We start from the raw sequence: 20,818 nt of genomic DNA, 5'->3' as shown, positions 1-20,818 counted from the left end.
GTATATCAGTTCGTCAAATCAGTAGACTTCAGGACCTATCTTCAAACTTACGATTCAACTTGACGCAAGTTTCAAAATATGGAGCTTAGTATGCGCATATCTAAAAAAAGATCATTCGTAATCGTCCATATTGTGAAATCTTTTTAATGAATAGTATTGGATTACCTATGAAGAAGTCTTAATACATGGGAAGACATAGGGAATTCCTGGATCTTGCGTGTGTTTTCCTATGATTATGGGGGGTAACATCTTTAGTATCAGTATAGTTGTCAATTGTGTCGGAGTTGTAAAATGGTGTAAGCACATATGTAAGCGGTTACAAAAAAGGGGGGATCTTTAAGGAAAAATCTGGCTATGTCTAAGTTACCAATGCTGTTATCTCATTTTAAAGGGCTGGTTCTAGAAAATTTAGGTGAGTACCTAATTTCCAAAATCACTGGAGGAGGAATGCAACAAATGAGTAGAATGTTTAAACAAGTCATCTCGATCTTACTCGCAGCTGCTTTGCTTATTCCGTCTAGCTGGCTGGCTCCGATTACGGAAGCTGCAGCACCCGATGCGACAGTACCATCAGACTCAGTATTGGTATATCACGAGAATTTTGTGAGTGGCAAAGGCATCGCAGGCCAATCAGGCAGTGCTAGTCTTACGCCTGTCACAGATAAAGCATTTGCTGGCAATGCTGACGGAGCGGCTTTATACGTAGGCAACAGAGCAAATAACTATGACGCGGTTGATTTCAAATTTAGTGACATGGGCCTAGAAAACGGTAAAACCTACATGGTGACCGCATCCGTTTATGTTGACGCTGATGTGACTGTACCTAGCGGCGCACAAGCTTATCTCCAAACCATAAACAGCTATGGTCTTTTGGCAAGTGTAAATTATGAAGCAGGTAAAGCGATCACCTTGACTAAAGAATTCACTGTGGATACGAGTAAAGATACGACGCTACGTATTCTATCGGACGAGATTGGTAAAGCCGTTCCGTTTTACATTGGGGACGTCCTCATCACGGCAAAAAAAGCGGTAACAGAAACGGATAAAGAAATTTATCACGAATCTTTTGTGAGTGGCAAGGGTTTAGCTACACAATCAGGTAGTGCTAATCTAACAGCTGTCACCGGTAAGGTTTTTGCTGGTAATGCTGATGGTGCCGCATTATATGTTAGCAATAGAACAAATGACTGGGACGCGGCTGATTTTACATTTAGCGACATAGGCCTTGAAAATGGTAAAACCTACACGGTGACCGCAACAGTGTACGTTGATCCTGATGTGACTGTACCTAGCGGTGCACAAGCTTATATACAAGCGATAGGCAGTTATGCCCTTTTGGCAAGTGGGGATTATGAAGCTGGCAAAGGGATCACTTTGACGAAAGAATTCATCGTAGATACGAGTAAAGATACGAAACTTCGCGTCCAATCGAACGCGATAGGTAAAGCCGTTCCGTTCTATATCGGCGATGTGTTGGTTACAGAAAAGGTGACAGCAGAGCCGACACCAATACCAACACCAGAACCACCTAGAGATCCAGCGTTACCTTTTACCACGGTTACTTTTGAGGATCAAAAAGCAGGTGGTTTTGAGGGCAGAGCAGGTAGCGAAACGCTTACTATTACCGATGATGAGAATCACACGGATAACGGTTCATATGCTTTAAAGGTAGAGGGCAGAACGAGTACCTGGCATGGGCCTTCATTACGTGTGGAGAAATATGTGGACAAGGGCTACGAATATAAAATTTCGTTATGGGTCAAGCTGATCCAGCCTGCAAGCTCCCAGCTTCAGCTGTCTACCCAGGTTGGCAATGGAAGCAGCGCCAATTATGTACAACTCGCACCTAAAACCATCAGCGCAAACGATGGCTGGGTTCAGTTCGAAGGCACATACCGCTATAACAATGTAAGCAGCGAGTATTTGACCATTTATGTGGAAAGCTCAAGTAACAGTACTGCATCTTTTTATATCGACGACATCAGCTTTGAAAAAACAGGATCGGGTCCGGTTGGTATTCAAAAGGATCTGATTCCGATTAAAAATGCTTATGAAGATCATTTTTTGATCGGAAATGCAATATCTGCGGAGGATTTGGAAGGCGTAAGACTTGAACTTCTGAAAATGCATCATAATGTCGCTACGGCAGGTAATGCCATGAAGCCGGATGCGTTGCAGCCTACAAAGGGCAACTTCACGTTCACTGGTGCAGATGAGCTTGTAGATAAAGTGTTGGATGAGGGAATGCAGATGCATGGCCATGTATTAGTATGGCATCAGCAATCACCAGCATGGATGAATACATCATCAGATGCAGACAACAACACGATCCCCTTGGGACGGGATGAGGCTCTAGATAATTTGAGGGCTCATATCAAAACCGTTATGGAGCATTTTGGCGATAAGGTGATCTCCTGGGATGTTGTCAATGAGGCGATGAGTGATAACCCGTCTAACCCAACGGATTGGAAAACTGCACTGCGATCCGCCCCATGGAAGAGTGCTATCGGCGCAGACTACGTAGAGCAGGCATTCCTGGCGGCAAGAGAAGTTCTAGATGCGAATCCTGATTGGAATATTAAACTCTATTACAATGATTATAACGAAGATAATCAGAATAAAGCGCAGGTCATTTACAGTATGGTCAAAGAAATTAATGATAAATATGCGCTGACTCACCCTGGTAAATTGCTTATTGATGGTGTCGGCATGCAAGCACATTACAGCATCAATACAAACCCGGAAAATGTGGAGCGGTCATTGGAGAAGTTTATTTCCTTGGGCGTCGAAGTTAGCATTACCGAGCTGGACATTCAGGCTGGAAGCAACTATCAGCTTTCTGAGAAGCTCGCTAATGCGCAGGGTTATCTGTATGCGCAGTTGTTAAATATCTTCAGAGCTAACGATGAGCATATCAAACGCGTTACCTTCTGGGGTATGGATGATAACACGAGCTGGAGAGCTTCATCCAATCCACTACTGTTCGATAAGAACTTACAAGCCAAGCCAGCTTACTATGGCGTTATCGATCCTGATACCTTCATTGAAGAGCATGAGCCTGAATCGGTTGAAGCTAATCATTCGACCGCTAAATTCGCTGCACCTGTCATTGATGGAACGGTTGACGAGATCTGGAGCCAGACCGCTGAAATGCCGATCAACCGTTATCAAACAGCTTGGCAGGGTGCGAGCGGAGTGGCAAAAGCACTCTGGGATGATCAAAATCTTTATGTCCTGATCCAGGTTAGCGATACGCAGCTTGATAAGAGCAGTGTGAACGCACATGAACAGGATTCGGTTGAAATCTTCGTGGACCCAAACAATGGGAAAACAACGTTCTATCAAGAGGATGATGGGCAGTACAGAATCAATTTTGACAATGAGACTTCATTTAATCCCACAAGCATCGCAGCTGGTTTCGAATCGGCGACTCACATTTCCGGAACAAACTACACGGTTGAAGTGAAGATTCCGCTTCATGGGATAACTCCGGATGACGATACAAAGCTTGGTTTCGATGTACAGATCAATGATGCTAAAGACGGCTCACGTCAAAGTGTTGCGGCTTGGAACGATACAACCGGTACTGGATATATGGACACATCTGTTTATGGTGTACTTACCCTCAAGGGGAAATCTACCGGTTCGGAACCGACGCCAACACCAACGCCAACACCAACTGGTAGTAGCAACACTGGTAGTGCAGTAACAACTCCACAGCCTGTAGCCATTGCAAACAAAGATGGTGTTGTTACGATTACACTGGAGGTGAAATCCGATAAAGAGCGTGCCATAGGTACGATCTCCAGCGACAACTTGAAAAAGGCGCTTGAACAGGCTACAGCAGCGGCAAACGGCAAGAAACAAATCGTGATCGAAGTACCAAAGCAGACGGATGCGAAAGTGTATGATATACAATTGCCAACCCAAAGCTTGATGGGGAAAGAAAACTTTGAACTATTGCTTAAGACGGAAAATGCTACAATCCAAATTCCAAGCAATATGCTGCCCGACTTAACAGACCATGCTGAGCAAGTGTCCATACGCATAAGTAAAGTCTCAGCGGACAGCCTGAGTGCAGCTACCCGCAATTTGATCGGCAGCCATCCGGTTATTGATCTAAGCGTAGTATCAGGCGATAAAGTCATTCCATGGAATAACCCTAACGCTCCTGTCACGGTATCCATTCCGTATACACCGACAGCGGAGGAACTAAGTAATCCGGATTTAATCGTTGTTTGGTACATCGATGATAACGGCAACGTAGTACCGGTTCCGAACGGCCGATATGATGCTGCAACCCAAACGGTTGTATTTCAAACGACCCACTTCAGCATTTATGCAGTAACCTTTGTAAAGAAAAACTTCGGAGACCTGCAGAACGTATCTTGGGCAAAACAAGCCATAGATGTTATGGCTGCTCGCGATGTCATCCAAGGAACGAGCGTGAATAGCTTCTCACCTGCAGATTCAATGAAGCGAGCGGATTTCATTGCTCTTCTCGTGAGAGCGCTTGAACTGAAGGGAACGGGCAAAAGTGCAGCATTGTTCAGCGATGTCCAAAAGACGGATTATTATTATGATGAACTGGTCATCGCGAAGGAACTGGGAATTGCCACAGGCTTTGAAGATGATACGTTCAAACCACACAGTGATATCTCTCGTCAAGATATGATGGTGCTGACTGCGCGGGCACTGGCGGTATCCGGCAAGCAAATCAAGGCGAGCGGAGCTTTGAGTGCTTATCTGGATGAAGTAAGCATCTCCAGCTATGCGAAAGACAGCGCATTATTGTTGGTCAAATTCGGAGTTGTGAACGGAAAGAACGATAGAATTGCGCCTAACGACACGCTTACCCGTGCTGAAGCAGCAGTTATCTTGTACCGCATCTGGAAGCTGTAGGCTAGCTTTGAGAGAAAGTCTTTATAGGCGGTTACAAGAATTATCAAAAAAAACGTAAACGACAGAAAACAGCGATTCTCCCATCCATGGAGAATCGCTGTTCTTGTTTTTGTATAGGACACAACGGATATGGGCTATGCCAGAAATGAGTTCAAGGGGTGCACGAAAGGAGTGCCGGAGCCCGTGTTTATTTGCTTCATTATAGGAGTTGCTTTTTGTTCCTCTGCTTCAGGGTCAAACCTATAGAATTATGGGGAAATCCTCCCTATAATTCAGCTGAACTCGGTGTATTTTATTGAAATTGATCAATATATAGGGAGAAATTCCGTATAATATGCTCATATAACAGCTGTGAGCTAATATATAGGGAGGGTTTCCCTATAACACGTTCCACCTAAGCAAAATGCTCCTCTACATTGGAGTTTTTCTCGCCAAACCACCGAAAGTCTGTGGAAAGTACAACAAGGTGTGCTCCGTAAGCTACAAATTTAAACTAACAGAAACCAACTCATCCAACAGGGAAATTTGTTCGTCGATCAATATAGAGAAGATTTCTCTGACACAGGAGAACTGCAATGCCTTAAAAAGTAAAGCAGACCCTGCAGGTAGTTCGCAGGGTCATGCTCTTCAAAATTTTGGGAGGACAGTTCAAAGGCTATCCTCTGCTTATTTCTTACCTTCTCCCTTGGCATTAAGCATGGCGATCAGCTTATCGCCCTCGACGTCGAGGTTCGGAAGCAGACGGTCTAGCCATTTCGGAAGCCACCAGGCTTTGTCTCCGAAGACGGCCATTACCGCCGGAACGAGCGTCATTCGGATGATGAAAGCATCGATCAGGATGCCGAAGGCCAGTGCGAATCCGATCTGCTTGATCATCGCATCAGGTGCGAAGATGAAGCCAGCGAAGACGGAAACCATGATTACGCCTGCGGCAAGTACGACGCGGCTGGCGAGATCGTAGCCGTGAACGACACTGTCGTTGCCACGACGTCCATGGACGTAAGCCTCACGCATGGAGCTGACGAGGAATACCTGATAATCCATCGCCAGTCCGTACAGAATGCCGGTGACCAGAATTGGCATAAAGCTGAGCAGTGGGCCTCCTGTGTCAAAACCAAACAGGGAGTGCAGCCATCCCCACTGGTATACGGCCGTGGTTAGACCGAAAGTAGCGAGCACACTGAGAATGAAGCCTACCGTCGCCTTGATCGGAACGATGACCGACCGGAAAACAAGCAGCAGTATAATTAGGGATAGAATTACGATGATGCCGATATACACGGGAAATGCATCGGATAGCTTGGAGGACATATCGATGTTGATCGCAGTGAAGCCGGTCACACCAAGTGTTACATCATTTGATGATGCGAGGCTGGAAGCGGGATCGCGCAGATCCTGTACCAGATCTCTCGTTTTTGTATCTGTAGGGCCGGTTTTAGGGATTAGACTGATAATAGCAATATCTCCGGTCGCGTTGACACCCATCGGGGACACCAGCGTGACGTTATCATGCATTTGCAGCTCTTGAACCAGCTTACCAAGCGTCTCCATGGAAATCTTGTCGGACGGGTTGTTTGGTTGGGCCACCAGTAGTAGCGGACCGTTGAACCCTTCGCCGAAGCCCTTGGAGATGATGTCATAGCTCTGGCGTGCTGGAGTGTCCAGATTTGCCGAAGCGCCAGACGGAATACCTAGCTCCATTTTGGTTACTGGAATCGCCGCTGTACCAAGAACCAAGACCACTAGAACAATGATAGCCCAGCGGTATTTTACCGTTGCGTTCGCCCAGCGGTGTGAGAACCCGTGACGGGCTTTGTTCGCGGAAGCTACGTTCTTTGAACGTGCCTTGGCGGTGCAGATCCGTTCGCCGACGAGACCCAGCAGCGCAGGCAGCAGGGTAAGCGCCAACAGAACAGTGATCAGCACGCTGACAGCAGCAACGAGAGCCATGGTTGACAAGAAGCCGATGCCGATGACCAACATGCCGCAAAGGGCGATGATGACGGTCAGTCCGGCGAAGAATACTGCACTGCCGGCGGTGCCGACCGCTCGGCTTGCCGCTTCCTTGGCACTTAAATTCTCATCGAGAATTAACCGCCGCTGCCGGTTCACGATAAATAAGGAGTAGTCGATACCGACAGCCAGACCGATCATGACTGCGAGAATGGGTGTAATGTCATTCATGTGCACAATATTCGAAAGAGCAAAAGCACCGCCGACGCTAATCGCGACACCAAGGAGCGCTGTGATCAGCGGCAGTCCGGCTGCAACAATCGAACCGAGTGTAATAAACAGCACAACTGCTGCGACGGCTACGCCGATCGCTTCCGTAGATCCGATGGACGGTGTGCTTTTGAGCGAATCACTCGGAATGGCTGTGATCCCGGAGCCTGCCTGCTCGACTTCGGTTACAGCCTTAATCACGTTATCTGGTACAGAAGGGGGGAGTGATGTCTGCTGAACAGTGAACTGGAATTGAAACAGGGCGATGCTACCGTCGGCGGACAGCATGACGCCGGGAACTGGAGCACCATCAACGATTAATGGCCCGTAAGGAGCGGCCTGAGCTGCAGCAGTAGCTTGACCCGACACGTCTGTCTGACTCGCAGCCGCCGAAGGGTCCGAAGTGGCAGTTTGGCCACTGGCAGCTGCTGATGGGTCTGCTTCTGCAGCTTGACCCGCAGCCGCCGCGGCTTGCGCGGCCAGTTCAGCAGGATTGATGATATAGTCCATGCTGTAGACATCATTTATAGCCTTCAGAATCAGTGCTGATCTCTCCGACGTATCTAGCCGTTCTCCATCAGGCGCGGTGAAGGCAACGCTCGCCTGACCGCCAGCAGCTGCTGGAAGTTCCTTGACCAGCATATCCAGTACTTTTTGCGATTCAGTGCCTTCAATTTTCATTTCCGAGCTGGACTGGATGCCATTGACACCAAGCAGGGCGCCTATGACACCGAGAATCAGAATCCAGACGGTAAGGAAATACCAGGGCTTGGTATATGCAGATTTGCCCAATCGGTACAGAAATGTAGACATATTATGGTTTCTCCTTTGTATCTCTAAATTAAAAGCCTTTGCGTAAGTAAGTAAACATGGAATTTAGATATTGATCGAACGATATGGCATCGGAGTGTTCATCCTGCGCTTCACCTGGTAGCATGACATTCAGACGTCCATCCAGAATCGGCACGAACGCTCCGTAAACGGCGCCTGCGAGAAGATGTGTATACCCGTCGGCATAACGTCCATGAGTGAACTGTTCGAGCACTTCCTGTGCGGCAATCTGCAGGCGGCGGAATACGCTGAGAATATAAGGCTCCAGTGACTGATACTGATTAGCCAGCGATACGAACTGCCGCAATTGATACAGAAACTCGGAAGTGAACTGCAGCTTGAACAATTTATACAGAGCATCCAGCGGTGTTGCATCTGGTGGCAGATCCTCGAATAGCTTGCTCTGACCCTCTCTTGAAGAGTTGCTGATAAAATATGCGGCTACCGCCTCCTCTTTGCATGAGAAGTAGTTGGCAAAGGTCCGCCGGGAGTAGCCGGCCTTCTGTACAACGTCGTCGACGATGAAGCCGTCCATCCCTAGTTCAAGCGCAAGCTCGAAGGCAGATTTGGCTAAGGCATAGGCCGTAGCTTCTTTTTTTTTGTCGCGCAGCGTCTGTTTGGGGTTCAAGTTCTATGCGATCTCCTTTCTTAAGTACAGAGGACATTCTGTGCTCTATTTTCTATTTTTATATTATTGCCCAAAGGGCAAAATTGCGCAATGGGCAATTTTTTAGAAGCGAGTGGAGGTTACATTCAGGATACAGGGTAGTGAACCGCCCGAGCTTGTAAGCAGGGTAGTTGTCAGACTAAAAAGAGATCAGCGATGATTTACATCGCTGATCTCTTTTGCAGGTTACTTAAAATAGTACTAATTGCTTCTATATATTAAGCTTCTTTAGCAATAATTTTTTTGAGCTTCACTTCGGGTTCTTGCTCCGGATCAGGCACTTGCCCAACACGTTTAATGAAGAAAGAGAGCAGCAGCCCAAGAATGCCGATACCAACAATAACTAGATAGGAATCATTGATACCTTGAATGGAAGCTTCCATAATCATATGTTCTTGTGTTCCGTTCTGTGTACTGCCCGAGGCCAGCATATCCTTCATATGCGTTGTAGTACGGCTCGTCATTACGGTGACGAGTAAGGAAGTTCCCACTGCGCCAGCCACTTGTCGAATGGTATTCGAAATTGCTGTACCGTGCGCACTAAGCTTGGAGGGCAATTGATTTAGCCCTAAAGTTTGTATTGGCATAAGGAGCAGAGCCATACCGATCCGGCGGCCTGTTGACATATATACCAGATACATGTAACTGGTTGAGTCCGTTAAATTAACAAAGCTTAGCGTAGTTGCAATTGTAATCAGTAGACCGATAATAGCGAGCCACTTTGCCCCGAACCGGTCGAACAGCTTTCCGGTTACCGGCATCAATAAACCCATAATGAGCGCACCAGGAAGCAGCAGTAAGCCGGATTCCATCGCTGTAAAGCCACGGGCATTTTGCAGATACAGAGGCAGCAGCATCATATCTGCATACATCACAATTGTAACTGCGATACTGATGACAGTTGTTAAGGAGAACATACTGTATTTGAAGGCCCGAAGATCAAGCAGCGGGTTTTGGGAAGCTAGTTGCTTCCAAGCGAATAAGCCAAGGGAAAGGACACCCAATCCAAGAGACAACAGTACTTCCGCGCTTGACCAGCCTGCGCTGGCAGCACGGCTGAAGCCATACAGCAAGGTGCCAAAACCGATAGTAGAAAGAACTACACCAACAATATCCAGCTTAGGATAGATGCGCTCCGATACATTTCTCAAATAAATAAATCCACATATGATTACAATGACGGTCAAAGGAATCATGCCATAGAACATAGTCTCCCAAGAATAATGCTCCAAAATATATCCGGCCAGAGTAGGTCCAATCGCAGGTGCAAAAATAATAGCTAACCCTACCATCCCCATGGCAGCCCCTCTTTTTTCAGGAGGGAACAGGGTCAAAATAACATTTGTGAGCAGTGGCATGATAATTCCAGCACCAGCTGCTTGAATCATACGCCCGGTCAGCAGAATAGGGAAGTTAGTTGCGAGAGCCGAGACGATCGTTCCAGCTAAAAATATAAACATGGAAGCTTGAAAAAGCTCTCGCGTCGTAAACCGTTGCATCAAATAAGCTGTAATTGGGATTAGAACACCATTAACCAGCATATAGCCTGTTGTCAGCCACTGAGCGGTAGCAGCCGAGATATTAAAATCATGCATTAACTCGGGAACGGCAACGCTCATTACTGTCTGATTCAGTGTCGCAAGAAAGGCGCCCAAAATCATAATGAATAAGATGGGTCCCTTTTTTACGGAACTGCTTGTTACTTCTGTCTTTGTACTCACTCCACTCCATCCTTTCAAATCGTTGATCATGGACTAAATTTACAGTGTGTTGTATAGTTTACAATGCATGAATTAGATTATAAATGAAATTTTCATGTAATCAAGCAACGATTTGCGAAAAAATGTAAAATAGTTTACATTCGTTTTAAATTTGTAGTGTTTTCTCATTAAAAAACAACAATTATTTAAAAATTGTAGTTTACGATATGAAAGTTAAAGATTGGAGAGAGTAAGATGAATAACACAACGCAACGTACAGATCCCCGGGTACTTCGTACACGTCAATTGCTTAGAGATGCTGTGATTGAATTGCTTGAGGAAATGGATATTGAGAAAATATCAGTAAACCGTATTGCAGAGCGGGCTAAAATCAATCGTGTTACTTTTTATCTGCATTATCGGGATCTCCCGGATATGTTGGAAAAGATGGCGGATGAGATGGTGGAGGACATTTTACAAGTCGTCAACAACGATGACAACCATCACGAATCGGTTGAAGAAGAAAATTTGAGGATACTAGAGAGTCTGCTTAAACATATTGCGGAAAATGCAAAATTCTACAAAGTGATACTCACATCGAAACGAAGCCCGATTTTTACAGATCGTCTGTTCAACTTGATGGCGGAAATCATCTCTGCACACCAGGAGAAAAAGGAGGGGGTTGCTGAGCATTCCAAAATACCCATACAGAAGGACATTGCCGTTTGGTACGGTTCAGCAGCCCTAATTGGCACGGTTATTTCTTGGCTTCGAGATGACATGCCCTATACGCCAGTGTATCTTGCCAGACAAATTAGTATGCTGCGTGCGAACTAGTCAAATAAATACGATCGTAAAGAAAAAGCCGTGCATCGCTGCGCGGCTTTTTCTTTACGATCCTCTACAGAGCGGGTAACTCACTGCACACTGAGATTATCCCAGTTGACTTGGAATTCCTTCAGCATGCCTTCTTTGGTCAGCTTGCCACCGAGATACCCTTGGATGCTGCTGGATAATTCCTGCGGCATCCCGTTCGGTAGACGGGTCCAGTTCCAGGTCAGCGCTTGATCCTTATCGGTATAAGCCAGCACCTCGGCGCCCAGAGCTCCAAGATCTTCTTCGGTGCCCTTAATGCTGTCGAGCGCAGGGATGAACTGGAATTCCTTAGTGATATACTTTTTCCCGGTCTCGGAGGTGACCAGCCAATCCAGGAAGACCTTGGCTTCCTCCTTAACGGGGGAGTTTTTATTGATCACCCAATTGCTTGGCACGCCTACATACAGCTTGTCATTGTCTTCTGGGGTGTCGTCAATGGGCATCGGTAGGATACCCAGATTTAGATTAGGATCGATGCCGTCGATCTGTCCTTGCGTCCAGTTACCCTGCTGCATCATCGCGGCTTCTCCGCTCGCTACCATCGTGACTTGGGTATTATAGTCGGTGGAGAGTGGATTTTTGTTGCCGTACTCTACAGTAAGGTCCAGCAGGTCGATCCATTTGGAGAAAACCGGGTCTCCAGCGAAAGTTTTGGTGCCGTCCGTAAGCCCGGCGATAAATGCTTCGGGATCTGGCTGCTGGGCGAAAGCTACGTTCACATTATGATTGCCGAGCACGAACCATTCCTGATATCCATTTGCAAAAGGTGTGATGCCTGCTGCCTTTAACTTCTCGGAGGCTTCGCGCAGAGCGGTTAGAGTTAAGGGTTTCTCGGTGATGCCTGCTTTCTTAAACAGGTCCTTATTATAGATGAAGCCGTATCCTTCGAGATTCATGGGCATGCCATAGAGCTTGCCATCTGCAGTCATTTGTTCTGCTGCAAGGGGCTTTACATCCTTGGCCCAAGCTTCACCGCTTAAATCCTCCAGATATTCCATCCACATATCACGTTCATTGTTGCCACCAATGGTGAAGATATCCGGTTCATCTCCAGATGAGAACTTGGCGCGTAGGGAGGCACCATAATCGGTCCCGCCACCCACGCTTTGCACCTCCAGCTTAATATCGGGGTGTTCCTTCTCAAACTCAGTCTTAAGCGAAGCTAGCGCTTCAGATATTTCAACCTTGAACTGGTAGATATGCACGGTTTTAACTCCATTCGCATTGTCACTGCCACGTCCGCAGCCGGCTGTCAGAGCAGCCAGCAGCAGGGAGCATGCGAGGAGAATTCCACGTTTGGTTCTCATATTCATTCATCCTCTCTGGCTGAAAATAACATGTATCGTTAGCCCTTTACGGAGCCTTGGGCAATGCCTTCAATAATATATTTTTGCATCGCTAGGAAAAATATGACCACGGGCGTAATCCCGAGCACAAGTCCCGGAAGTGCCAAATCCCACTGTTTCGTATATTGTCCGAAGAAGCTATAAGTGGTGATGGGAATGGTGCGAAGCACCGGGTCCTGCAGAATAAGCGAAGGCATCAGGTAATCGTTCCAGATCCACAGGGTATTCAGAATAATGACAGTGACAATAATCGGCTGCATGAGCGGAAGCACAATCCGGAAAAAGGTACCATAAGGACTGTTGCCATCTACTCTCGAAGCTTCCTCAATATCAAGAGGTACCGATTTGACGAAGCCATGGAACAGAAATACAGTCATCGGGGCGCCAAATCCAAGATACGCTAAAATCAAACCTGCGGTTGAATCCATGACGCCCAGACCGCTAACAACTTGCACCAGCGGGATCATGATCGCCTGAAACGGAATAACCATAGCGGCCACTAAAGCAATATAAAGTATGCGGTTATATAAGCTGTTATTGCGAACCATTTTGTAAGCGCACATAGAGCAGAGGAACGCTAGCAGAATATTACTAATCACCGTGATAATAAAAGAGTTCAGGAAGGCACGAGGAAAATTGATAGCTTTCCAAGCTTCGGCGTAGTTGCTCCACTGGAATACAGAGGGCAGCGCAGCGGAATCCGAAAGAATCTCACTATAGCTTTTAACCGAGTTAGCTAGCAGAAAGTAAAACGGTACTAGGAATAGAAGGCCTAGCAGGATCACAATTACTTCGACGAGAAGCAATGGCACATTGAATTTCTTGGCGGTAGTCTCCATTACAGCTCCACCTCTCTTTTCTTGGTTGCTCTAACCTGTAGCAGGGAGATTACGGCCACAATGACGAAGAAAATCATCGCTTTCGCGGAGCCCATCCCGAATCGGCTAATAGTATAGGCCTCATTGTAAATATTCAACGCTACAGATTCAGTAGCTTTGAAGGGACCACCCTTGGTCAGCGACAGGTTAAGGTCGAACAGCTTAAACGACCAAGAGATAGAAAGGAACAGACAAACGGTTACAGCTGGCATAACCAGCGGAATGGTGACATGGCGTAAAGCCTGAAAGCGTCCGGCACCATCCACTTTTGAGGCTTCAATCAGGCTTTTGGGAACGTTGTTGATTGCAGAAATGTAGATGACCATTAGGTACCCTGCATTTTGCCAGACAAATACGATTACAATCGCCCAGAAGGCTGTCCCTCCGGTGCCCAGCCACGGAAGATTAAAGAAGGACCAGCCCGTAGCCTGTCCAATCGAGGAGAACCCTCTGACAAAAATAAACTGCCAAATGAACCCGAGCAAAAGTCCACCGATAACATGAGGTACAAAAAATACCGTTCTCAGGACATTGCGCGTGAATAGCTTGCGGGTCAGCACATAAGCGAGTGCGAAGCCGAGCAGATTGGTCAGTATCAGACCGAAGAAAGTGAACTTCGCCGTGAACCAGAATGAATGAAGAAAGGAAGGGTCCTTTGTGAAGATATGTAGATAATTCCGGAGTCCGGTCCACTCCACATCACGTGAGATTCCGTTCCAACTGGTAAAAGAATAATAGAGTCCTAAAAAGAAAGGAATCAGCACAATCATAAAGAAAAACAAGGAAGTCGGCCCGACAAAAACAAACTGCTGCATCAGGCGTGATCTTTTTCTATGGTCCATCGTTCCTCACCCCTTTTTGTTAATGTAAACTTTTCATTCTATAACCGGATTGGTGATTAAGCGAAACAAACATACTTGAAATTATCGCTGCTCAGAATGATTTCAACACAGGCTTGACAGCCCTTTCAAAGAATCGGTATGGTGGACTTGTCAGACTAATAGGGGGTTGATGCGCTTGTCAGGATTGCTTGGTAATTTTGTTACGCAGATTGGAATATTGGTGAATGATGTTGAGAAGGTAAGTACGGCATATGCGGAGTTTTTTGGACTCGAAAAGCCGGAAATTATCGTTACAGATACAGAAGATATTGCGCAGACCCGGCATAATGGCGTGGCTACGCAGGCGCGGGCTAAGCTAGCTTTTTTTGATATGGGCTCTTTACAGCTGGAATTGATTGAACCGGATCATGAGCCGAGTACGTGGCGGGATTACTTGAATGAACATGGTGAGGGACCTCATCATATTGCTTTTATAGTTGAAGGAATGAAAGAAAAGATAATGCTGCTAGAAGGCAAAGGCTTCCCACTCCAGCAAAAGGGTGAGTATACCGGGGGGCGTTATGCTTATATGGACACTTTCAAGGAGTTAAAGGTGATTGTAGAGCTGCTAGAGAACGATAAGGATAGCGGGGAGGAATTACTATGAATATTATCATTACAGGTGCTGGACGTGGACTGGGTTATGAACTCGTGGCCGAAGCGCTGAAGCGGGGCTATGGAGTTATTGCTGGGGTTCGCCGGCCCGATCAGGAACAAACAGCGCTATCGAAGCTTGCTGAAACCTATGGAGATAAGCTTACCATCGCTGCGCTGGACGTGACGGATGAGGCGGGAATCGCGGCACTTGCTTCGAGTCTACAAGAACAAGGTCGGACGCTCGGTGCCATTATTAATAATGCGGCGGTGCTCAGCGCCCGTGATACATCGATTGAAGCGTTGGATTTCCAAGATATGCTTACAACGATGGATATTAATCTGTATGGACCAATGCGGGTGGTTAAGCATTTCTTGCCGCTACTCACGGAACCTGAATGCTCGATCATCAATATATCGTCGGAAGCAGGAAGTATCACGAATGCTTATCCGAACGACTATCCTTATGGCATTTCCAAAGCGGCGCTCAATATGTTCACACAGCAGCTGCATGTCTATGTAAAAGAACGTGGGATTCAAGTGCTCAGCGTGCATCCGGGGTGGATGCAAACCGATATGGGCGGGGCAGAGGCACCGACAAATCCAAATCATAGTGCCGAGGGGATCCTAGACCTGATCGAGAAGCGAACTACACCGGAAGGTCATTTCATGTTTGTAGATTATACAGGTAAGGATATGAAGATTTAGGTGATATATAGGCTGAACTAAAGTTGCGAACAAAAGGCTCAGTAGTCACTGCGGTGAATCATTGGACTTCCGGCCGTTGTTGTCCCCAGATTTCTTGATTATATACCGCTCTTCGAGGTGGAAATCTCGGGACAAAGGCGGTCAGTAAAGAGAACCTCGGTAATTATGCCGAGGTTCTCTTTTTTGTTTATAGAACTGCTTATTTCTTAAGCAATAAATAAGCGAAATAAGGTACGCCGATTAGCGACACCATAATCCCTGCCGGGATGCCGTCAGGATCGACAAGATTGCGGCCAAAGGTGTCCGCGATCAGAAGCAACCAGCCGCCCAGCAATACAGCGACGGGAATAAACATCTGATTACGCGGGCCGACTAGCGATTTGGCAATATGTGGAGCCATCAGTCCGATGAAGGCGATCCCGCCTGTGACAGAAACCGCGGAGGCGGAAGCTGCAACTGCCGTGAGAATCAGAACGATACGTTCACGTTCGAGATTCAGCCCGACACCAATGGCAGAGACTTCACTTAGGCTGAGCAGGTTGAGTCGCTGTGATTTGTACAGGGTAAAGGGAACTAGTAAGATCAACCAAGGCAGTAAAGCCCAAATGAATGGCCAATCTGTACCCCATATATTCCCTGCGATCCATTTTGCAATAAAATCTACCTTGGCACGATCCGCGGACGAAATGATCACGATCATAACGCCAGACAACGCTAGGGAGAACCCTACCCCAACGAGCACCAATCGAACAGGATCAAGCCCCTTAGTCCGACTATATGAAAATAGATAGATTAATGCTGCCGTAAGTAATGCCCCTATAAAAGCAACCAGCGGCAGCGCATAAATGAATGATCCAGCGCTAACCGGGAAAAAAAGAAAGAAAACAGCGACAGCCACACCCGCACCAGAGTTGATACCAATAATACCGGGGTCGGCTAGATCGTTTCGTGTAACGCTTTGCAGAATGGAACCGGATAACGCCAAGGCCATGCCTGCCAGCAGTGTAATCAGAATCCTCGGCAATCTTACAGAGAATAATACAAAGTCCTCTTTAAAGGTTCCATGCCCGAACAGAACCGGAAGCAGTCTGTCAAAAGATAGGGAAGAGTATCCGATTCCCATGCTGACGATAGCTGTTAGCAGAATCAAACCGGTGCATACACATAGGATAATACGTTGCTTTCGCACGGGTGCAGAGGAAATCATGAGAGTGTTTTACCTCCTTTCCGAACAACAAACAAGAAGAAAGGTAGCCCAAGCATAGCTACGACGGCGACCACTGGCGTCTCATAAGGTGCATGGATTGTCCGTCCAATTGTATCCGCGAGAAGCATGAACGATGCACCCGTAAAGATCGATATCGGCAAAATATACCGGTAATCGGTACCGACAATCTTACGGACAATATGCGGAATCATCAGCCCTACAAAAGCCATATCCCCAATTAGAGCGACCGATGCTCCAGTCAGCAGAATAATAAGAGTGAATAGAATCCCTTTAACCACAGCAAGATTTTGTCCTAATCCGATGGCTACCTCGTCACTTAAGCTAAGAATGGTTAACTGGTTTGAAAATATTAATGCCACCACGATGCCGATGATGATCACAGGTGCAATAGCCTGAAGCTGGCCCCAGGTTGTGCCGATCAATCCACCCGCTGTCCACATGGATACATCCTTGGATATTTTGAAGGCAATGCTTACACCACTTGCGATAGCATACAGAAAGGCAGATACCGCTGCACCGGCGAGTACGATTCGAATCGGAGAGAAGCCACCTTGGCGCACAGAACCTAGAACAAGCACTAGCACGGCTCCTAGGGCAGCGCCAAAAAAACAAGCGATCATGGTACCAAAATAATTCAGTCCCGGCAGAAATACAAACGTAAGAGCCAGCGCCATATTCGCGCCCGAGGTCAGACCGAGCAGGCCTGGGTCGGCTAATGGATTGCGTGTAACCCCCTGCATGATAGCACCGGATACGGCAAAGGCAGCACCGATCAGCATGGCGGCGAGTTCGCGAGGTAGCCGGATCTCACGCAGAATAAGGACATTGTCTGCCTTTGAATTAGAGGTGATGGCAAGCCACAGATCATTGAAAGTGGTTTCTTTAGCCCCGAATAGCATAGCAATCACGAGGCATATAACCATTACCAGCACGCTACCAAGCAGCTTATATAAAAATGGAATGGAAGTTTGCTTCGTAGTCATTATCTTTATTTTCCAAGAAATTGTTGTTCAAAGAATTCCAACTGGTACTCAAGGCTAAGCGGATCGTTAAAATAGAATGCTTTTGCATCAGCCTCGAAAACACGATTGTTTTTGACGGCAGGGATGCTCTTGTAGATTTCTGTATTCTGGAAGGAATTATCTTCATCCGCATTTTTACTGAAAATAACGTAATCGCCCAGATAATCCTTCAGCACTTCTGTCGAGACAGCAAAGAATCCATCCGTTTTGGTGCTTTCTTTTACTGTTTCTGGCATGCCAAGCTTGAAGTCCCCATAGAGGAGTTCAGTTCCGCGGCCAAAGTTATACCCGTATACATACAATTGCTTATTAAAGGTCTCAATAACAGAGACAGTTGCATTATCACCGATCTTCGCTCTGATTTCTTCACCCGCTTTTTTGGTGCGGGCACTAAAATCATCGACCCAAGCTTGAGCTTCTTTTTCTTTGTTCACCAATTTGCCGACTTCCAGCTGTTGGGTTAAGTAATCCACTTTATTATAAGTATAAGTAACGGTTGGTGCGATTTGCTTGAATTTATCGATATTTTTAATATCGGAGAGCCCAATGATCAGATCCGGCTGCAGTTCAATGATTTTCTCCAGACTTTCATCGCTAACCGCTTCTACGTCTTTTAGTTGCTCTTCAAAGCGTGGGTTAGTTTTGGACATTTCATCTACGCCCACAACAGGTATACCCAGTGCCATGACATTACCTGTTAAAAAACGGGTGAGTACAACAACACGCTGAGGATGTGTTGGAACCTCAACAGGTCCATCTTCGGATTGATACGTAAAAGTCGCACTTTCTGACTCCGCAGCAGGAGTAGAAGATGGGCTGTTTGTAGGACTAGCATCATTCTTCGCCTGATTTCCCCCACAAGCACTAAGTGCAATCCCCATAATAAGTACAAACGGAATAAATATCTTTCTCATTAAATAATTCTCCCCTTTTTTGTATGACAGTGTTACTTTGAACAATTCAAACAGTGTAAATCAATCTTCAGCCTATGCCTTAGAGTGATTATGAGAATCATTCGCATTTGTAATCATTATAGGGATCACTTATGTGCCTAACCATGCCTTTTTGTTGGAAAAAAGACTTGGACTATTATTTGCCTCCGAATAAAGCTACCGCTCGTCCTAGTTGTAAGCGAATCGAAGCCGGGTTATAAGGCACCCAATCATCCAGATCAAGAATATGGACTTTCTTCTGCTGCACTGCGGGAAGCTGGCTCCAATAAGGGGATTGAAAGATCGCTTCAGTATGCGCAGTAGAGCCTTTGGCATCGGGAAATACAATGACTAAAATTCGGTCTCCTGCATAATCTGCAAGATCTGAAACCCCGATCGAAATCGAATGGAACTGATCTCCCAATCTTTTTATCTCGTTGTCAATCAAGGTCGGTGCTCTAAGTCCAAGGGATTGGTACATCACATAACCTACATTCCTTGCTCCGTAAACGAGTAGCTCCTCAGGCTTGATGACCAGAATGGTGATGATATCGTTAGCTACTGTGCTGTGCTGTACTATTTCTCGGGCTTCTAGCTCTTCTTGTTCAAAATCCTTCAGCCACTGCTCCGCCCGTTCACTCCGCTGAATGGCTCGGCCGATTAGGCGTAGCTGATCTTTCCAGCCGATTTCGTTCCAAGAGATCTCCATAATAGGTGCTACAGCTCGCAGCTGCCCGGCCTTCAATCCGTATTCCTCCAGATGTTCTTTGGCCGCAATAATCAGTTCAACGTTGGCATCAATTAATAGCGATCTGATCTGTTCAGCCGAGCTGTTTGTATTGATAAACTTCATCGACTGCGGTGGCTCCTGATCCGAAAGATTCAAATATTCACTACTTTCAGAGATGGTAACCGCAGGTTCTAAGCCAAGTAACAGCAAATGGCTTGCATAAGGGGTGAGCATTACGGCAACTCGCTGGAAAGAGCTTCGGCTGTAACCAGACGGAGATGCGCCTGTCTGCAGCTTAAAACGACGACTGAGATAAAATTCATCCTTGTAGCCTACCTTTAGCGCAATCTCCCTAAGTGTGCCTGAACCGTTAAGCAAAAGCTCCTTGGCACTATGAACCCGTAGCCGCGACAGATATTCGCTCTGGCTGAAGCCTGTCACCTGCTTGAACAGTGTTGAATAATGCGAGCTGCTTACACCCGCAATGGCGGCTAAGTGCTCACGTGTTATTTTTTCGCTAAAGTGATTCTCCAGGTAAGAAATGCTCCGTTCCATCGATGGTTGCTCGTTAACTGTATATCTGGCTTCCTGCTGTTCGAGCAATTGTAGAATAATCTGATGAAAAAGCATTTGATTCTGTACATGGCGTGTTTCTCGATCTGGCAGTCGGTGAAGATACAATTCCTTGATACTGGATACAATGGTAGGCTCATAAGGAAACAACAGTATATTTGAACTCGAAGCCATTTCGCTTTTCCGTATCATCGCACCGCCAGGTATAGCCTGAGTCTGCTCTTGAATCCAGATGGTGAGCTTATAGGCATGAAGCGGCTGCTGGAGATTTGTAATTAAAGAGGCATGAGTATTAGCGGGGAGAAGGATTACGCTTCCTTCCGTAAGCTCATAAGTCAGATTATTAACCTCAAGGCTCCCTGTACCAGCGGCAACGGCCATTAATACGGTTAGATTCTCATGAATCTGAACTCTTGGTAGATTTGAGGTCCCATACATCGATTGAATGCTGCCAGCGCTATATAAAGGAAAATGAGATTCGGCCCATTCCGGGATAACGTTATTCAAAATAAGGCCTCCGTTACTTGAATATATTTTCAAACTATAATGCTATGGATCTATGGATTGAACTGTATTATTGACGTCTGCGGAACTAATTATAACATCTTCCCTTTTTAGATAAGCCTGTTAATTATTTGCCCTATATATTCTTTTTAAAAGATTCGTCTGTCCAAGAGAACGCATATTGGATCGAATATACATACTACCAGGTATTCTTTATCCATTA

At 46.4% G+C, this 20,818-nt stretch carries 14 protein-coding genes; 4 read left to right on the top strand and 10 right to left on the bottom strand.

The window, feature by feature from the left end; translation table 11 throughout:
• Positions 1-456 precede the first annotated feature (456 nt).
• Positions 457-4,902, top strand: coding sequence for an endo-1,4-beta-xylanase (locus NSQ29_RS20020; RefSeq protein WP_341125912.1), 4,446 nt, complete (start codon positions 457-459; stop codon positions 4,900-4,902).
• Between the two features lie 666 nt (positions 4,903-5,568).
• Here NSQ29_RS20020 and NSQ29_RS20015 read toward each other — a convergent pair.
• The 3 genes from NSQ29_RS20015 to NSQ29_RS20005 form a co-directional block, all read right to left on the bottom strand.
• A complete protein-coding gene (locus NSQ29_RS20015) occupies positions 5,569-7,938 on the bottom strand; it encodes an MMPL family transporter (RefSeq protein WP_341125911.1) in 2,370 nt (789 codons plus the stop codon).
• Between the two features lie 28 nt (positions 7,939-7,966).
• Positions 7,967-8,584 (bottom strand): TetR/AcrR family transcriptional regulator, encoded by a 618-nt coding sequence (locus NSQ29_RS20010; protein ID WP_094872232.1) that lies wholly within the window; start codon positions 8,582-8,584, stop codon positions 7,967-7,969.
• A 257-nt stretch (positions 8,585-8,841) separates the two neighbouring features.
• Positions 8,842-10,374, bottom strand: a complete 1,533-nt coding sequence (locus tag NSQ29_RS20005) for a DHA2 family efflux MFS transporter permease subunit (protein WP_445739168.1) — start codon at positions 10,372-10,374, stop codon at positions 8,842-8,844.
• 204 nt (positions 10,375-10,578) lie between these two features.
• Here NSQ29_RS20005 and NSQ29_RS20000 point away from each other — a divergent pair, with 204 nt between their 5' ends.
• Positions 10,579-11,160 (top strand): TetR/AcrR family transcriptional regulator, encoded by a 582-nt coding sequence (locus NSQ29_RS20000; RefSeq protein WP_341125910.1) that lies wholly within the window; start codon positions 10,579-10,581, stop codon positions 11,158-11,160.
• Positions 11,161-11,240: 80 nt separating this feature from the next.
• On the opposite strand, the gene NSQ29_RS19995 is transcribed toward NSQ29_RS20000, so the two are convergent.
• From NSQ29_RS19995 to NSQ29_RS19985, 3 genes are read right to left on the bottom strand one after another with little or no spacing between them, the layout of a single operon-like run.
• Complete coding sequence (locus NSQ29_RS19995; protein WP_143764054.1) at positions 11,241-12,512, bottom strand: ABC transporter substrate-binding protein; 1,272 nt, start codon at positions 12,510-12,512, stop codon at positions 11,241-11,243.
• A gap of 32 nt (positions 12,513-12,544) precedes the next feature.
• Positions 12,545-13,384 (bottom strand): carbohydrate ABC transporter permease, encoded by an 840-nt coding sequence (locus NSQ29_RS19990; RefSeq protein ID WP_341125909.1) that lies wholly within the window; start codon positions 13,382-13,384, stop codon positions 12,545-12,547.
• The gene (locus tag NSQ29_RS19985) at positions 13,384-14,265 is read right to left on the bottom strand and encodes a carbohydrate ABC transporter permease (protein ID WP_042185900.1); all 882 of its coding nucleotides are present in this window, start codon (positions 14,263-14,265) and stop codon (positions 13,384-13,386) included. Before NSQ29_RS19985 ends, NSQ29_RS19990 begins: the two co-directional genes overlap by 1 nt.
• 169 nt (positions 14,266-14,434) lie before the next feature.
• On the opposite strand from NSQ29_RS19985, the gene NSQ29_RS19980 reads away from it, so the two are divergent.
• Both NSQ29_RS19980 and NSQ29_RS19975 read left to right on the top strand, forming a co-directional pair.
• Entirely contained in the window at positions 14,435-14,911 is a 477-nt protein-coding gene (locus NSQ29_RS19980; RefSeq protein ID WP_341126793.1) for a VOC family protein, read from the top strand.
• Positions 14,908-15,606 (top strand): SDR family oxidoreductase, encoded by a 699-nt coding sequence (locus NSQ29_RS19975; protein WP_341125908.1) that lies wholly within the window; start codon positions 14,908-14,910, stop codon positions 15,604-15,606. The genes NSQ29_RS19980 and NSQ29_RS19975 overlap by 4 nt, the downstream gene beginning before the upstream one ends.
• A gap of 199 nt (positions 15,607-15,805) precedes the next feature.
• Here the strand turns inward: NSQ29_RS19975 and NSQ29_RS19970 are convergent, their stop codons facing one another.
• The 4 genes from NSQ29_RS19970 to NSQ29_RS19955 form a co-directional block, all read right to left on the bottom strand.
• The gene (locus NSQ29_RS19970; protein ID WP_341125907.1) at positions 15,806-16,813 is read right to left on the bottom strand and encodes a FecCD family ABC transporter permease; all 1,008 of its coding nucleotides are present in this window, start codon (positions 16,811-16,813) and stop codon (positions 15,806-15,808) included.
• On the bottom strand, positions 16,810-17,817 hold the full coding sequence (locus tag NSQ29_RS19965; RefSeq protein ID WP_076284343.1) for a FecCD family ABC transporter permease: 1,008 nt from the start codon (positions 17,815-17,817) through the stop codon (positions 16,810-16,812). The genes NSQ29_RS19970 and NSQ29_RS19965 overlap by 4 nt, the downstream gene beginning before the upstream one ends.
• 5 nt (positions 17,818-17,822) lie before the next feature.
• A complete protein-coding gene (locus NSQ29_RS19960; protein ID WP_341125906.1) occupies positions 17,823-18,770 on the bottom strand; it encodes an iron-hydroxamate ABC transporter substrate-binding protein in 948 nt (315 codons plus the stop codon).
• A gap of 175 nt (positions 18,771-18,945) precedes the next feature.
• Positions 18,946-20,598 (bottom strand): helix-turn-helix domain-containing protein, encoded by a 1,653-nt coding sequence (locus NSQ29_RS19955; protein WP_341061462.1) that lies wholly within the window; start codon positions 20,596-20,598, stop codon positions 18,946-18,948.
• Between the last annotated feature and the right edge of the window lie 220 nt (positions 20,599-20,818).

This window comes from Paenibacillus sp. FSL F4-0236 (assembly GCF_038000135.1).
Lineage (GTDB): Bacteria > Bacillota > Bacilli > Paenibacillales > Paenibacillaceae > Paenibacillus_AQ.
The sequence above is the reverse complement of the archived record's forward strand: the minus strand, read 5'-3'. Positions and strand labels throughout refer to the sequence as shown.

Excerpts from the sequence above, each read along its gene's own strand:
- NSQ29_RS20015 (WP_341125911.1), bottom strand. The coding sequence starts at position 7,938 with ATGTCTACATTTCTGTACCGATTGGGCAAATCTGCATATACCAAGCCC.
- NSQ29_RS20020 (WP_341125912.1), top strand. The coding sequence starts at position 457 with ATGAGTAGAATGTTTAAACAAGTCATCTCGATCTTACTCGCAGCTGCT.
- NSQ29_RS19990 (WP_341125909.1), bottom strand. The coding sequence starts at position 13,384 with ATGGAGACTACCGCCAAGAAATTCAATGTGCCATTGCTTCTCGTCGAA.
- NSQ29_RS20005 (WP_445739168.1), bottom strand. The coding sequence starts at position 10,374 with ATGATCAACGATTTGAAAGGATGGAGTGGAGTGAGTACAAAGACAGAA.
- NSQ29_RS20000 (WP_341125910.1), top strand. The coding sequence starts at position 10,579 with ATGAATAACACAACGCAACGTACAGATCCCCGGGTACTTCGTACACGT.
- NSQ29_RS19975 (WP_341125908.1), top strand. The coding sequence starts at position 14,908 with ATGAATATTATCATTACAGGTGCTGGACGTGGACTGGGTTATGAACTC.
- NSQ29_RS19995 (WP_143764054.1), bottom strand. The coding sequence starts at position 12,512 with ATGAATATGAGAACCAAACGTGGAATTCTCCTCGCATGCTCCCTGCTG.
- NSQ29_RS19980 (WP_341126793.1), top strand. The coding sequence starts at position 14,435 with ATGCGCTTGTCAGGATTGCTTGGTAATTTTGTTACGCAGATTGGAATA.
- NSQ29_RS19985 (WP_042185900.1), bottom strand. The coding sequence starts at position 14,265 with ATGGACCATAGAAAAAGATCACGCCTGATGCAGCAGTTTGTTTTTGTC.
- NSQ29_RS19970 (WP_341125907.1), bottom strand. The coding sequence starts at position 16,813 with ATGATTTCCTCTGCACCCGTGCGAAAGCAACGTATTATCCTATGTGTA.
- NSQ29_RS19965 (WP_076284343.1), bottom strand. The coding sequence starts at position 17,817 with ATGACTACGAAGCAAACTTCCATTCCATTTTTATATAAGCTGCTTGGT.
- NSQ29_RS19960 (WP_341125906.1), bottom strand. The coding sequence starts at position 18,770 with ATGAGAAAGATATTTATTCCGTTTGTACTTATTATGGGGATTGCACTT.